Source organism: Neobacillus solisequens (assembly GCF_051233465.1).
Classification (GTDB): domain Bacteria; phylum Bacillota; class Bacilli; order Bacillales; family Cytobacillaceae; genus Neobacillus.
Genome location: NZ_JBKFGJ010000028.1, coordinates 65783 through 79864, shown reverse-complemented (window position 1 = coordinate 79864; position 14082 = coordinate 65783). Strand labels below are relative to the sequence as shown.

Here is a 14082-nt window from a genome sequence, read left to right as displayed (position 1 = left end):
AGGATCAAACTCTCCAAAAAGAGTGATTAGCTCATAAAATAAAACGTTGGCTTCATTTCTAACGAAATGAATATTATTGTTTGTTGACGTTCTTGTTTGTTTAGTTTTCAAAGATCAATAGTCACTGTCTTTCAAAAGCGACTTTATTAATATATCATCTGCAAACTTTAAAGTCAACAACTTTTTTTAAAGTTGTTTTTATGTCAGCAGCGACGTTTATTAATATAACAAGATTAATAACAATTGTCAACAATCTATTTTTAAAAAATAATTATCCCTTTTTTCTGTCCTTCCTGCCTCTTCTCATATACTTTAAACACTCATGAGGTGATGCTACTCTCTTAAATAAAGTAAATAAGACTTTATAGCGTTCCTCCATTGCTCTTTTTACAATATGGTCAATCCGATCATCCTTTAGGTCAAACAAGATTTCATCAAGCTCCCGCTTTAATAAATATTCCATTTCTTTTACTTCCCTTTCATTGATTAGAAGCCCAAACATAAATAACCTCCAAGCTAATATTTGTTATAGTAGTCTTTTCCATTTTATGAAATTTTATAATTCATTTCTTTTATCATATTTTTTTTAAAACAAGCATATGTTTGAGACAAGGATTTGATTGGACGAGGTGGGAAAAGTGAACTTCTTTTATATTGTCAATGGTAAATCAATTAAGAATGGGATTTTAATTTTAATCGCCTCCTTTTTTACCGCATGGTTTCTCTTTATTGAAAACATTGCCCAAATTCCGGTATTTTCAACCAAGGATGGCCCAAAAGCAGTTTTTCGAGGTGAAAAGGATGTGGCAGTGACTTTTAATATTGGCTGGGGTGATGAAAAAGCCGAACCTATTTTAGACACTCTAAAACAGGAGAATGTGAAATCAGCAACCTTTTTTCTTTCCGGCTCATGGGCGGAGCGGCATCCAGATCTTGTCAATCGCATTGTAAAAGATGGTTTTGAAGTGGGCATTTTGGGTTATAATTATGTGGATTATACGGAAGTAGACGATGTTAAAGTTAGTAAAGATATTTCAAAAGCTCAAGAAGTATTTAAAAAGCTCAATGTAAAGGATATTAAATTATTACGTGCCCCCACTGGTCATTTTGATGAACGGACATTAAAGATTGCTAAACGCTACGGCTATACAGTTGTACATTGGAGTATAGACTCAAAAGATTGGCAAAATCCAGGTGTCAACCAGATTGTCGCAAATGTTAAAAAAGCCGATAAAGGGGATATTTTACTTCTTCATGCCTCCGATTCTGCTAAACAAACGGCTAACGCATTGCCGCAAATGTTAAAGGATTTCCGGGATAAAGGCCTAAAGCTGGTAACTGTTTCAGAAATGATTGCAAATGGTGACGTATATTCTAAAGAAATTAATTAAAAAACAAAGATAAAACCGCCCATGAATATTAAATGGACGGTTTTTTTGTTTGCTTTTTACTAGGCTTGTGATTTGTTTTTTGAAGTGCCTTATTTTGCCGCTCTTGTTCAGATTGCGCATTTAATTTATGCAGCATCAGTAACTGATAGGCATTACAGATCGATAAGGTCACACCCATTAAATAAAGCCAGTTGCTGTCATTTACGCGTAATACTGGAACCCACTCGACAATTGTCACCACAATCATGAAAAAAAGTGCGGGTATAAACGCAGCCTGATTGGTTTGCTGTTTTTTGAACCAAGAAACTGTTAAGCCGATTATAAGCGCTGCAGCAGCAAGCCCAAGATAAGGAAGAATGGACTCCCCTTTATCCGCAAAAGCGTTGTATCTTAAATAAACTAAATCAAATAAGGCAAACAGAATAAGGATTACTTGAACACCATTCCATAGAGAGGCTGACTTAAAAATCCCTAAACCAAAACGATGGACGGTTAGATACGCAAAAAAGCCCATTTGGCTGATGGCACTGAACAAGAAGCCCATAACAACCAACCATAAAATCGCTGATATGATGTCCTTTAGTTGAAAATCTACAAAATAAGGCTGTAACTCACTCCAACGTACTACTAATCCCACTATAGCCGTTGTCAGTCCGCCAACTAGCAAAGTGGACATAAACAGCCTTACTAAATTACGGCTTGTCACCTAATTCCCTCCAATAAAGTAAACTCGCCGACTGGTAAGCCTTAAAGGCGAAGACAGAGGCGTAGTTGCACTTATGCCTGATAGTAAGGTTTTTACTTTCCTATCGACCAAAAAATAAATTCATTTTGATTGTACCAAGCCCCCTTTGAAAAATCCATAAATTAAGTTTTTGCGTATAATCTTATCCAATTTTCTTCATGCTAGATATAAGGATTCTTATGTGAAAGGGGCTAAATTATGAAAGGTCAAAATAGGCTGCTACTCCTGCCCATTTTGTTATTCCTGACCAGTTGCTCTTCCGATGATTCAAGTGCCGCGAGTAATCAACTTGATTATGATCAAACCAAAAAAATGGTTGTGGATATTTTAAAAACAGATGATGGGAAGAAAGCCATTCAGGATGTCATGTCGGATGATAAAATGAAAGAGAAGCTGGTGATGGATCAAAAAGTTGTCTCTGATACGATTAAACAGACCCTGACATCAGACGCAGCGACAGATTTTTGGAAAAAGACATTCAGTGATACGAAATTTGCGCAGAACGTTGCTAAAAGCATGAGATCCGAAAACGAAAAGTTATTAAAGGACTTAATGAATGATCCTGCTTATCGCGGCATGATGATTCAAGTATTTAAAGAGCCTGAAATTCAAAAGGAAATGGCTGATGCCCTAAAAAGTAAGGAATACCGTGAACATCTGCAACAGATCATTACCGAAACGATTGATAGTCCATTATTTAAAGCGAAGATGGAGGAATTGTTGTTAAAGGCTGCACAAGACGCTAATAATAATGCAGGCGGAAGCAGCAATAAAAAATAACCATCATTCATATTGAATCAATCGTATATATAGAAACAAAAAAGAGGCAGTCCAATCATTTTGAACTGTCTCGTTTTTATTTATTTCTTCAATCTATTCACAACATTTTCAGCAATTTCCAGATAAATTTTACCTAGTTTATGTTCTTCCTGATAAATGGATGGCGCAAAATCTTCTTCATGCCAATCTGGCTGATCAAGCGGCAGGCGGCCAAGAACCTCGGTATTCAGTTCTTCAGCAAGCTTGTCTCCGCCACCGCGGCCAAATACATATTCTTTTTCACCGGTCACTTTACTTTCGAAGTATGCCATATTCTCAATGACACCCAAAACTTCATGTTCTGTTCGCAATGCCATAGCTCCGGCACGGGCAGCAACAAAGGCAGCAGTTGGATGAGGAGTTGTTACGATAATTTCCTTACATGCCGGCAGCATGGTGTGAACATCAAGGGCCACATCTCCTGTTCCAGGAGGTAAATCAAGCAATAGATAGTCAATATCGCCCCACTCTACTTCATTGAAAAAGCTGTTTAACATTTTGCCAAGCATTGGTCCACGCCAAATAATCGGGGCATTATCCTCAACAAAAAAGCCCATTGAAATAACTTGTACACCGAAACGTTCAACCGGAATGATTTTTTCTCCTCTTACAACAGGGCGTTGGGTGATTCCCATCATATCCGGCACACTGAAACCATAAATATCCGCATCAATTAGACCAACCTTTTTACCAAGGCGTGCTAAGGCAACAGCCAGGTTTACGGAAACTGTTGATTTACCTACCCCGCCTTTACCACTGGCAATGGCAATAAAGGTTGTACTTTGCGAGTTAAGCAGATTCTTTTCTGTTTCAGGCTCTGCATGTCGATGTGCGGCCATCACTTCTTCTGAAAGCTGGCCAAAACGAATTCCAACCGATGCTGCGCCTGCCTCTTTTAACAGATTTACAACTTGTGTTTGCAACTGAAGCTGCTCACTTGTACCAGTTCTTGCAATAGCAATTTTTACACTAACGTGATTTTTTTCCTCTTTGATCTTAATTTCCTCAATGGCATTTAACTCTGCCAAAGTTTTATGTAAAAATGGTTCTTTCAGGTTGCCAAGAACCTCTAGGATTCTTTGTTCTGTCAACATTCAATAAACACCTCACAATTGTATTCGTTTCCATCTATCAGTATATCATAACATGGCTTAGAAACAGTTATTTGAATCACACAACCAACAAAAATGGAAGGTGTTTACCACCTTCCCTTAATCTGTTTCGATGAGCTCCTTTTCATTCGTAAAATAGCGCAAAATTCCTTTATAGATGGATGCCGCTATTTTGTCCTGATAAGAATCCTTCTTTAAATTTGCCTTTTCAGCTGGATTTGAGAGAAATCCGACTTCGACTAATACACCTGGTTTTTTGGCATGTTTTAAAATATATACCTGATTAATTGGTTTCGCTCTTCTAGTCGTATTTTCTAAATTTCTCCGTAATTCTTCCTGAATAAATTTAGCTGCCCGTGCATTTTCCTCATGATGTGGAGCATAAAAGGTTTGGGCACCACTCCATCTTGAGGACGGAATCGCATTTAAGTGGATACTGACAAAAAAATCATTATCTGAGTCATTGATCATTTTCAATCTCTTTTTCAAATCCTCCACTTTTCTTCGACTATATCCTCTTGTATCAGAATCAGCCAAATCCTTATCCGTATCTCTTGTCATTACTACCAAAGCCCCTTGTTGCTGCAGATAATCTCTTACCTTTAAGGTAATATCCAATGCAATATCCTTTTCAAGTGTTTTCCCTGTTCCCGCGCCCCCATCAGGTCCGCCATGGCCAGCATCCAAAAGGATAATTTTCCCTGACAATGGCAGATTCCACGGTTTCCATGAATCGTCATTGGAAAAGTCATACTGCAAAATAAGAAACAGTACTAATAATCCTACTGAAAATGCAATCACTTTTAATCTGCGCGTCAACAAACCCAATCATTCCTTCCCGCACGTCCCTGTACACTTCATCTATATGGGACAAGGGGGAAAATTAGAACTATTTAATGTAACCGCAGTTTATGGCGTCTCTGCCCTTTTTCAAAACCGTCTTTCCACCATGCATATACATATTGCTCACATAAATAGTAAAGGGATTCACTCATCGTTCCTTCATCACCATTTCCCCAAAACAGTAAAAAATTAAACATGGTATCTACCAGATGTTTTTCTTCTTGATCACAACGCATCCGCACCTGCTCCATTGTCTCACCATGATAACCAAATTTACTGAATTTAGCGCCAAGTAAATAAGCCTCCAGGGCGACATCATAGCATGCTTCCTCAATTCCAGAATTCATCACAAAGCTTTGGGCAATACGAGTTGAACCAAAGTAGTGTTTGACTCGTTCTTTCAATGTATTAATTGATAAGTCCCTTAAAACGGAACGTTCATATTTAATTTGCTTTTCACGGCGTTTTTCTTTAAAGGTCGTAATTACAGTCACTTCTATTTCACCTCTTAGCACTATTCTTTAACCCTTGTACTTAAGAAATGCAATGGGAAGGCTTCCAATTTTTTGCGCGGATAGGAATACACTGATAAACTTGTGTACCGCCTGCATAAGGATGTGTTTCTTTTATTATTCAGCCTTTCTCCTCCAAAAGTTGTAGAAAAAATAAAGCTTTTCTCTGAGGGAAAGCTCACCTGTAATCGATATGCTAAAGACATCAAGAACAAAGGGGAGATTTCTAATGGAAAATAAAGTAGTGATGATCACGGGAGCTTCAAAAGGATTAGGTCGTGCATTAACTTTGGCATTTGCGAAGGAAGGATCGCGGATCGCGATTTGTGCTCGTAAGGAAAAAAATCTTTTAGCAGTAAAAGCTGAAGCGGAGGCATTGGGAGTGGAAGTGCTCGCCGTCACCGCTGATGTGTCTGTTGCAAGAGATGTGGAACGTTTCATTTCCATGACAGAGGAAGCTTTCGGTCAAATTGATGTTTTGATTAACAATGCCTCCATATTAGGACCGAGTCCGATGCCATTTTTGCTTGACTATCCGGAAGAGGACTTTGCTGAGGTGCTACGGGTTAATGCTGTTTCACCCTTCCTTGTAACCAGAAGAGTAATCCCGGTTATGATTGAGCGGAATCAGGGCTCGATTATCAACGTCACCTCGGAAGCTGGCCACACCGGTTATGCCAGTTGGGGTGCCTACGGAATCTCCAAGTTTGCCGTGGAAGGGCTGACGCAAACTTGGGCTGATGAATTAAGTGAAACCAACATTAGAGTCAATATGGTTGACCCCGGGGAAATGGATACTGAAATGCATCAATTGGCCGTTCCGGATTGTGATTACACATTGGCAAAACCAGAAGATGTTGTTGGGGTATTTTTATATCTCGCTTCGGATCAATCTGTCGGCGTAAATGGACAGCGGTTTGAAGCTCAAGCAAAGGAGGAATTATAATGCCGGCAAAAGCATTGGATTTTTACCTGCCAGAAGCATTAAATGCATCCTATCCCCCTGAAAAGCGGGGTGTACGGCGGGACCATGTCCGGATGATGGTCCTTGATCGAAATACCGGTGAAACGAAGCACGATCAGTTTTTCCATTTAACCAATTACCTTCAGCCAGGTGACCTGGTGATTCTAAACAATAGCCGTACCATCCCTGCTGTATTACAGGCAGAATGGATAAGAGAGGATGTCGTAATTGCCTCAGCAGTAGAAGTAAGATTGGCAAGGCGCCGCCAGGAAGATACTTGGGAAGCCTTAATTGTTGCTAATTCCATTAAAGATGGCGATCAGTTGCAATTTTCCCAGGCATTATCTGCAACCGTGGTGGGGTCCAAAGAAAACTCGCCGTTAAAGACCATTATTTTTTCTAAAAAGGGTACAGAATTATTCAATATTATATATGCCGTAGGTGAGCCTGTTCGCTATGAGTATATTGAACAGCCATGGGAGCTGGATTACTATCAAACCGTGTTTGCCAGTCATCCTGGATCCGTCGAAATGCCCTCTGCTGGAAGAGCCTTTAGTTGGGAGCTTATCTTTAAAATGAAACACAAAGGAATCCTGCTTGATTTTATCCAGCTTCATACTGGATTAAGCTACTTGCTTGATGATCAATGGCATCAAACTCCGGAGGATAATGTTGAAGAGTATCAAATCCCCGATTCGACAATGGAACGAATTCAGCAAACGAAAGCTGCCGGTAATAAAGTTATTGCAGTGGGTACAACCGTAGTCCGGGCTCTTGAAACGGCAGCCTTGACTGGAAAACGATCCAGTCAGACCAATCTTTATATCGATCAAGGTTTCCCTTTACAAATCGCTGATGGAATCATTACCGGCTTACATGAACCTAAGGCCAGCCATCTCGATATGCTTTCCGCGTTCGTCTCTGAGTCGCATTTGAGTAATGCCTACAACCAGGCCATTGCTTGCAGTTATTTATGGCATGAGTTTGGCGATATGAATCTAATTTTGTGAGCGGAGGCTGGCACATGCGAATTCATCATTTTGCGTTAGAAGTGAGTCGATTAGAGGAATCCGTTGCTTTTTATAAAAAGAATTTAGGGTTTCATGAAGAAAGTCGCATCCTTTTTATGGGGGAAGAGATTGTGTTCCTAAAATTGGGTGATTTCCGGATTGAGTTGATTTCTGGAGATCGCCCTTGCGATCCTTCTACTCATCTCTGTTTTGAGGTTGAATGTCTTAGTGAAATAACGGGGCTGATGAACCGAAACAGGCTGCTTGAGGGACCTTATAAACTTGAGAACGGCTGGGAAACAGTGTTTTATTCGGGACCAGATGGGGAAATCATTGAGTTTTTGCAAGTAGTGACTGCTAGTTAGGCTCTTTGGAAAAGGTTTATGGTGCCATGAATTCACTCTACCTTCCCAAAATTACAGTCGCACCGGAAATTCGGGAATATAGACAGGTTCTACCTTCCACTTTTCCCGGCCGTTCCGAAAAATCGGGAACATAGACTGGCTCTACACCCCAGACCCAGATCCATTACTAACAAAACGGAGTTTTTAATATTCAAATACTGGTAATCCGCTATAATGAAAAGTAGAGAAGGGTTGGTGGGGGAAACCATATGTCTTTTGAAACAGAGTATGGGGAAATTAGTATTTTAAAAGAAATTGCCGAGTTACTTAATGAAGGAACAGATCCAAAAGAAGTGTTATCCGGAGTTTTAAAAAAATTACTCCATGTAACCGGACTTCAAACTGGATGGATCTTTCTTATGGATGAACAGGGAAACCATCAGCTTATTGCAGATGAAGCACTACCCCCGGCTTTAGCCCATAACCAAAAGCAGCGGATGTGCCAAGGAACGTGCTGGTGTGTAAATAAATATAACAATCGCCAATTAAACAAAGCAACCAATATTATGGAATGTAAACGAATTGAAGATGCCATAATCGAAAAGGCCGGGAAAACCTGCGGCCTCACCCATCATGCAACGGTCCCGCTTCGTGCCGGGCAAGAACGCTTTGGAATCCTCAACATCGGATCTCCGAATAAAACACATTTTAAAAAAAATGAACTCGCGTTACTCGAAGCCGTTGCCTATCAAATTGGAACAGCTCTAAAACGAATAAAGCTTACCCAGCGGGAGCAGGAAACTGCATTAGTGGCTGAACGCAATCGCCTCGCTCGAGATCTTCATGATTCTGTGAACCAGTTGCTTTTTTCCCTCAGCCTTACAGCCAGGGCCGGAGTGGAAATGACACAAAATGATGAGGTTAAACAGACCTTCAGCTATATCCAAGACCTAGCACAGGAAGCACTTGGTGAAATGAGAGCGTTAATTTGGCAGCTTCGCCCGCTGGGACTGGAAAACGGACTGGTAAGTGCCTTAAGAAGTTATGCCGAAATGCTCGGTCTCACTATTAAAACAAAGATCGAAGGCGCATCCAGTATTCCCGGAAAGGTTGAAGAAACCCTCTGGCGAATTGGGCAGGAAGCTTTAGCCAATTGTAAAAAACATTCACAGACTTCGCATGTATACCTGGAGTTTCACTCAGACAAGTCCGGAGTGACCCTTCTCATCAAAGATCACGGTTGCGGTTTCCATTATGGTGAACAGCATGACATCCCTTCATTGGGCTTAAAAAACATGAAAAATAGAACAGAGGCTTTAAATGGGAGTTTTCATTTAAAAAGCAATCCAGGAAATGGAACGGAAATCAGAATCCATATTCCGATTTAGGGGGAAATACAATGAGTATACGCATTCTAATTGCAGATGATCATCATGTTGTCCGAAGGGGTTTGGTCTTTTTCCTGCGTACCCAACAGGGATTAGAAATTATCGGGGAAGCTTCGAACGGAAAAGAAGCCGTTGAACAGGCAAAGTTGCTACAGCCTGATTTGATATTAATGGACCTAGTCATGCCGGAAATGGATGGAATCCAAGCAACAAAAATGATAAAGACCACCCAGCCAGACATTAAAATCTTGATGCTGACAAGTTTTTCCGACCAGGATCATGTCATTCCGGCACTTGAAGCAGGTGCTTCCGGATTCCAATTAAAGGACATCGAGCCGGATGAACTGGTTTCATCAATTAAAAAAATCATGAATGGAGAAAATCAGCTCCACCCCAAAGCAACATCACATTTACTTGCCAGCCTGTCTAATAAAAGGAACCCTGAAAAAAATTTAATCGAGGAATTAACAAAAAGAGAGCTGGATGTCTTAAAAGAAATAGCCAGTGGAAAGAGCAATAAAGAAATTGCCGCTTCCCTATTTATCACGGAAAAGACCGTAAAAACCCACGTATCTAATCTGTTGGCCAAACTGGAGCTAGCTGACCGGACACAGGCCGCCCTATATGCAGTGAGAAATGATCTAGTAAAATAAACTATGAGGGGAAAAACGTCAGTCCCTTCATTTTTTTCAAAACACTTTTCCTAGAATCAGGTAACTCCTTCTTGTTATGATCTTAGTCAAAAAACTTACAGTTGCCTATAGCTGTTTTTGATAAGCAAAAAAGCATCATTCAAAAAAATTACCTGCTAAACATATAAAATGAATGCAGGTAATTTCATGTTTATTTTTATAACGTTTCTGATTCCAAACGAAACCCTTCAACCACTACTTCTTCATCCACCTCTAACAACAGGCAGCGTTTCCCTTGAAAGGTAATATATTTTACATGTTTCAAATCTTTCGGGTTGATCGTCACATTCGCTATTTTGGTGCTAATTTTAATCGATTTCGGAACCAAATTATTTGCTTTGAACTCATGCTTTTCGTCATCGATGACACTTTTGAAGGCATGTTCCACTTTGTCTGTATTGACATCTTCTACGCCGCTTACCGTTAAGATCCGTTCAATATCCTTATAATCCAGGGTTGGGACTTCACTTTCTTCTTTTTCTTCCGTTTCTTGTATGATCTTATCAATTTCCTCATACACATTCGAAATCACTTTCGAATCCACTTCGTCCCCAATGACTTCTTTTAAAATAAAATCGAAGTAGTCCTTATCATCCTGGGCCGTAAAAATATCTTCACAAGAAAGGACTTCTTCGATAAAAGATAGATCTGGTTGATTGGCTTTCCCTGCGCAATAAAGAATATGGTTCACATCTGCCGCATTATCATTAAAGGCAGGGAACAAGAAACCAGACAGCGGGGAGTCCAAATTGATAATAGGATCCACGAAATTATAGTACTTATATTCTTTTTCAATATAATCAAACATCAGCGCTTTTTTCGGCTGATCTGTTTTATTCAGGCTGCAAAGGATAAATTCATTGGAATATACCTCATCGTCTCCGCCTTCCTCGGATTCTAAATTCCTTTTCTTAGTAGGCTTTCTAATCTCTCCGCGGATAAATGTCACGACTGTATCGAATTCGTATGTAGCCTTGGCAAACATTTTCTCCACCATTTGCAGCATATTATCCTTCCAGTCCTCCGAATCTGCTTTTAAACCTTCGAAAAGAATCTCTTGTGAACTATCATCCACATCTCTCTTAAATTTAAGTTCAAACAATTTGGCATCAAGATTTCCTGTTAACACTTTTTTAAAATTGGCCAAAAATAATTCTTGTGTTTCCCGGTCCAACATTTGAAATGGCTGACTGACCTGATGATAGATCTCGCCTGATTCCTTGTTCATATACACATTGAAGATTTCGCGAATGTTCATACGATGATTATCTAATTTAAATTGTTTGCGTATATTAGCAATATCTTTTTTGTTCATCACATTCAACTCCCATTCCTGATTATACTGTTCGTATGCGTAAATAGTAATACTTGAAATTTTTAAAATTTTCATAGCAAGATGGAAACAAACTTGGCTTTGTACTTCTTGCACTGGGTAGCACTTCTATCAGAATTCTCTCCACCTTTTCTCCTCCTACTTGCCCTTGAGAACCCCTCTATCAGAATTCTTTCCGCCTTTTCTCCTCCTACTTGCCCTTGAGAACCCCTCTATCAGAATTCTCTCCGCCTTTTCTGCCCTACTTACCCTTGAGAGCACTTCTATCAGAATTCTCTCCGCCTTTTCTGCTCCTACTTATCCTTGAAAACATTTCAAAAACCATTCCATGTGGATAAAATTGTGGCGAAACTTTGAATTTATCAATCATGGATGATGATATTTGATGATTTTTGATTGTTTTTGAAACGGCCATTTATTATAAAGTCAAGAAATATACAGCCAGCTTAAATTCCTCATGCCGCTGATAATCCTACTTGCAGCTAGAATTATCGGCTTTTATATCGCGAGAATGGAGGAATTTGTAGCTGAAAATGTAAGTTTTAATGAATGAGCCATAGTAAAAACACAAAATTTCCATTCATTTTTATAAGAGGTAGATAAAGCTAGCCGCTATTATCATGGTTGTCCTCAAAGTCATCACTCTCATTATGATGATGACGGGTCATATGGGATTTTTTCCCAAAAAATAGTAATCCCCATGTATCTTCATGGTTAAATATATCTATAAATCTAAGGAGGAGTTTTAAATTGCCAGTAAATTTAAAAGGAAGAAGTTTCTTAACATTAATGGATTTCACACCGGAGGAAATCAGATATCTGCTTGATTTATCACATGATTTAAAAGCAAAGAAACGCTCAGGAATTTATAATGATGTCCTTAAGGGAAAAAATATCGTGCTGTTATTTGAAAAAACATCAACCAGAACAAGATGTGCCTTTGAAGTGGCCGCATTGGATGAAGGCGCCCGTGTTACATTCCTTGACTCCAACAGCTCACAAATGGGGAAAAAGGAATCACTTGAAGATACGGCAAAGGTTCTTGGCCGTTTCTATGACGGCATCGAATACCGCGGCTTTGACCAAAAGGTAGTGGAAGATTTGGCTAAACACTCAGGAGTTCCCGTATTCAATGGTTTAACAGATGTTGACCACCCAACGCAAATTTTGGCAGACATGCTAACCATCGAAGAACATGTGGCAAAACCATTAAGCAAGACAAAAGTAGTCTTTGTTGGTGATACTCGAAACAATATGGCCTATGCCTGGATGTATGGCTGTGCCAAAATGGGCATGCACTTTGTTGCCTTCGGACCAAAAGAATTGCAGCCATCACTAGAAATCATTGAAAAGGCACAAATCGTTGCCAAAGAAACAGGTGCCATCATTGAAGTATCTGACAACATTGAAGCCATTAAAGGAGCAGACGTTCTCTACACTGATATTTGGGCATCGATGGGCGAAGAAGATCAACTCGCCCAACGCGTAGAGCTCCTAACTCCATTCAGAGTGAACGAAGAAATGATCCAAGCTACTGAAAATCCAGATGTTATCTTCATGCACTGCTTACCGTCCTTCCATGACTTTGAAACGAAGGTAGCCAACAATGGAAAAGAGGCAATGGGTCTTGATATCAGAGAAGTAACTGATGAAGTATTCAGAGGCAAACATTCTGTTGTCTTCGATGAAGCCGAAAACAGAATGCACACCATTAAAGCAGTTATGGTGGCAACTATATAAATTAAGATTACGAACAAATAAGACCGCTTAAGCAGTAACTCGATAATTTTAGAATTTTAATATAAAGGTTGGGGTTCACACGCCAGCCTTAATTTATGCCCACTTGTAAAAGATTGATAGATAGAGGAGTAGAATTATGTCAAGAATTGTTATAGCGCTTGGAGGAAATGCACTTCAGGCAAACCCAAAAGATACATCAGCAGAAGCACAGCTTTTCACCTGCAAAGAAACGGCAAAACCAATTGTTGATTTAATCGAGGAAGGACATGAAGTCATTGTTGCTCATGGAAATGGTCCGCAGGTAGGACAGATCGTGGCAACTTATGAAGCGGCCAATACAATGGATGGCGGCAAACCGGTGATGCCATTTCCAGAATGCGGCGCCATGAGTGAAGGCTATATTGGCTATCACCTGCAACAGGCAATCAGGGAAGAAATGAGAGGAAGAGGCATCCAACGCGACGTGGCCTCCATCATCACTCAAGTGGTAGTAGATCCTAACGACCCTGGGTTCAAAAATCCAACCAAACCTGTTGGCTCCTTCTTCTCACAAGAACAAGCTATGAAGCTTCAAGAAGAAAAAGGCTACGTGATGAAGGAAGATGCCGGCCGTGGTTATCGAAGAGTAGTGGCCTCCCCAGCACCAATAGCGGTGGTAGAAGAAAAAATCATTAAAACAATGGTAGATGCCGGCCATGTTGTCATCACCGTTGGTGGCGGTGGCGTGCCTGTCATTGAAAAAGAAGATGGCACACTCGAAGGCGTAGCTGCTGTAATCGATAAAGATTTAGCATCTGAAAAACTTGCAGAACTGCTTGACGCCGACGAACTGGTCATCTTAACAGCGGTAGAACAAATCGCCATAAACTTTAACAAACCGAACCAAAAAAACCTTGCCAGCATCACATTAGAAGAAGCACAAAAGTATATCGAAGAAGGACAATTTGCCCCTGGCTCTATGCTGCCAAAAGTAAAAGCAGCCATGCAATTTACAAAATCCAAAATGGGCAGAAAATCAATTGTCACTTCACTTAACAAAGCAAAAGACGCACTCCAAGGAAAAACTGGAACCGTCATTTTACAATAATGAAGGAAGGGCACCCGCTGTTGTGGGTGCCCTTTTTAAGACATAAAAACGGGTCATTAGTTGGACTTACTTTTTTTACTTGATGGCTATGAGTGGAACCCC

15 protein-coding genes are annotated in these 14082 nt (G+C 40.0%); 9 read left to right on the top strand and 6 right to left on the bottom strand.

Annotation, left to right across the window (positions count from 1 at the left end; genetic code table 11):
• Window positions 1-271: 271 nt before the first annotated feature.
• The gene (locus ACI3K6_RS22270) at window positions 272-502 is read right to left on the bottom strand and encodes a hypothetical protein (RefSeq protein ID WP_335476807.1); all 231 of its coding nucleotides are present in this window, start codon (window positions 500-502) and stop codon (window positions 272-274) included.
• Window positions 503-638: 136 nt separating this feature from the next.
• On the opposite strand from ACI3K6_RS22270, the gene pdaB reads away from it, so the two are divergent.
• Window positions 639-1391, top strand: a complete 753-nt coding sequence (pdaB, locus tag ACI3K6_RS22265; RefSeq protein WP_435556540.1) for a polysaccharide deacetylase family sporulation protein PdaB — start codon at window positions 639-641, stop codon at window positions 1389-1391.
• A 28-nt stretch (window positions 1392-1419) separates the two neighbouring features.
• On the opposite strand, the gene ACI3K6_RS22260 is transcribed toward pdaB, so the two are convergent.
• On the bottom strand, window positions 1420-2097 hold the full coding sequence (locus tag ACI3K6_RS22260; protein WP_435556539.1) for a KinB-signaling pathway activation protein: 678 nt from the start codon (window positions 2095-2097) through the stop codon (window positions 1420-1422).
• A gap of 237 nt (window positions 2098-2334) precedes the next feature.
• On the opposite strand from ACI3K6_RS22260, the gene gerD reads away from it, so the two are divergent.
• Complete coding sequence (gene gerD / locus ACI3K6_RS22255) at window positions 2335-2916, top strand: spore germination lipoprotein GerD (protein ID WP_335476804.1); 582 nt, start codon at window positions 2335-2337, stop codon at window positions 2914-2916.
• An 80-nt stretch (window positions 2917-2996) separates the two neighbouring features.
• Here gerD and ACI3K6_RS22250 read toward each other — a convergent pair whose 3' ends face one another.
• The 3 genes from ACI3K6_RS22250 to ACI3K6_RS22240 form a co-directional block, all read right to left on the bottom strand.
• The gene (locus ACI3K6_RS22250) at window positions 2997-3794 is read right to left on the bottom strand and encodes an Mrp/NBP35 family ATP-binding protein (RefSeq protein WP_435556542.1); all 798 of its coding nucleotides are present in this window, start codon (window positions 3792-3794) and stop codon (window positions 2997-2999) included.
• A 372-nt stretch (window positions 3795-4166) separates the two neighbouring features.
• Window positions 4167-4886 carry an N-acetylmuramoyl-L-alanine amidase CwlD gene (gene cwlD, locus ACI3K6_RS22245; RefSeq protein WP_335476808.1) on the bottom strand — a complete coding sequence of 240 codons (720 nt, stop codon included), beginning with the start codon at window positions 4884-4886 and terminating at the stop codon, window positions 4167-4169.
• Window positions 4887-4960: 74 nt separating this feature from the next.
• Window positions 4961-5404: a YbaK family protein gene (locus ACI3K6_RS22240; RefSeq protein WP_335476802.1), complete on the bottom strand. Its 444-nt coding sequence runs from the start codon at window positions 5402-5404 to the stop codon at window positions 4961-4963.
• A 247-nt stretch (window positions 5405-5651) separates the two neighbouring features.
• Between ACI3K6_RS22240 and ACI3K6_RS22235 the strand changes: the two genes are divergently transcribed.
• The 5 genes from ACI3K6_RS22235 to ACI3K6_RS22215 all read left to right on the top strand — a co-directional run bounded on the left by ACI3K6_RS22235 (window position 5652) and on the right by ACI3K6_RS22215 (window position 9781).
• On the top strand, window positions 5652-6368 hold the full coding sequence (locus ACI3K6_RS22235; RefSeq protein WP_435556538.1) for an SDR family NAD(P)-dependent oxidoreductase: 717 nt from the start codon (window positions 5652-5654) through the stop codon (window positions 6366-6368).
• The gene (locus ACI3K6_RS22230) at window positions 6368-7396 is read left to right on the top strand and encodes an S-adenosylmethionine:tRNA ribosyltransferase-isomerase (RefSeq protein WP_435556537.1); all 1029 of its coding nucleotides are present in this window, start codon (window positions 6368-6370) and stop codon (window positions 7394-7396) included. Before ACI3K6_RS22235 ends, ACI3K6_RS22230 begins: the two co-directional genes overlap by 1 nt.
• 14 nt (window positions 7397-7410) lie before the next feature.
• Entirely contained in the window at window positions 7411-7761 is a 351-nt protein-coding gene (locus ACI3K6_RS22225) for a VOC family protein (protein ID WP_435556536.1), read from the top strand.
• Between the two features lie 248 nt (window positions 7762-8009).
• Window positions 8010-9128: a GAF domain-containing sensor histidine kinase gene (locus tag ACI3K6_RS22220; RefSeq protein ID WP_435556535.1), complete on the top strand. Its 1119-nt coding sequence runs from the start codon at window positions 8010-8012 to the stop codon at window positions 9126-9128.
• Window positions 9129-9139: 11 nt separating this feature from the next.
• Window positions 9140-9781, top strand: a complete 642-nt coding sequence (locus ACI3K6_RS22215; RefSeq protein ID WP_435556534.1) for a response regulator — start codon at window positions 9140-9142, stop codon at window positions 9779-9781.
• Between the two features lie 196 nt (window positions 9782-9977).
• Here ACI3K6_RS22215 and ACI3K6_RS22210 read toward each other — a convergent pair whose 3' ends face one another.
• Window positions 9978-11135, bottom strand: coding sequence for a DUF4317 domain-containing protein (locus tag ACI3K6_RS22210; RefSeq protein ID WP_435556533.1), 1158 nt, complete (start codon window positions 11133-11135; stop codon window positions 9978-9980).
• Window positions 11136-11903: 768 nt separating this feature from the next.
• Here ACI3K6_RS22210 and argF point away from each other — a divergent pair.
• Window positions 11904-12893 (top strand): ornithine carbamoyltransferase, encoded by a 990-nt coding sequence (argF, locus tag ACI3K6_RS22205; protein WP_435556532.1) that lies wholly within the window; start codon window positions 11904-11906, stop codon window positions 12891-12893.
• Between the two features lie 136 nt (window positions 12894-13029).
• Window positions 13030-13980: a carbamate kinase gene (gene arcC / locus ACI3K6_RS22200; RefSeq protein WP_335476793.1), complete on the top strand. Its 951-nt coding sequence runs from the start codon at window positions 13030-13032 to the stop codon at window positions 13978-13980.
• The last annotated feature ends 102 nt before the right edge of the window (window positions 13981-14082 follow it).

Excerpts from the sequence above, each read along its gene's own strand:
- ACI3K6_RS22270 (WP_335476807.1), bottom strand. The coding sequence starts at position 502 with ATGTTTGGGCTTCTAATCAATGAAAGGGAAGTAAAAGAAATGGAATAT.
- gerD (WP_335476804.1), top strand. The coding sequence starts at position 2,335 with ATGAAAGGTCAAAATAGGCTGCTACTCCTGCCCATTTTGTTATTCCTG.
- ACI3K6_RS22250 (WP_435556542.1), bottom strand. The coding sequence starts at position 3,794 with ATGGCCGCACATCGACATGCAGAGCCTGAAACAGAAAAGAATCTGCTT.
- ACI3K6_RS22235 (WP_435556538.1), top strand. The coding sequence starts at position 5,652 with ATGGAAAATAAAGTAGTGATGATCACGGGAGCTTCAAAAGGATTAGGT.
- ACI3K6_RS22230 (WP_435556537.1), top strand. The coding sequence starts at position 6,368 with ATGCCGGCAAAAGCATTGGATTTTTACCTGCCAGAAGCATTAAATGCA.
- ACI3K6_RS22225 (WP_435556536.1), top strand. The coding sequence starts at position 7,411 with ATGCGAATTCATCATTTTGCGTTAGAAGTGAGTCGATTAGAGGAATCC.
- ACI3K6_RS22220 (WP_435556535.1), top strand. The coding sequence starts at position 8,010 with ATGTCTTTTGAAACAGAGTATGGGGAAATTAGTATTTTAAAAGAAATT.
- ACI3K6_RS22215 (WP_435556534.1), top strand. The coding sequence starts at position 9,140 with ATGAGTATACGCATTCTAATTGCAGATGATCATCATGTTGTCCGAAGG.
- ACI3K6_RS22210 (WP_435556533.1), bottom strand. The coding sequence starts at position 11,135 with ATGAACAAAAAAGATATTGCTAATATACGCAAACAATTTAAATTAGAT.
- arcC (WP_335476793.1), top strand. The coding sequence starts at position 13,030 with ATGTCAAGAATTGTTATAGCGCTTGGAGGAAATGCACTTCAGGCAAAC.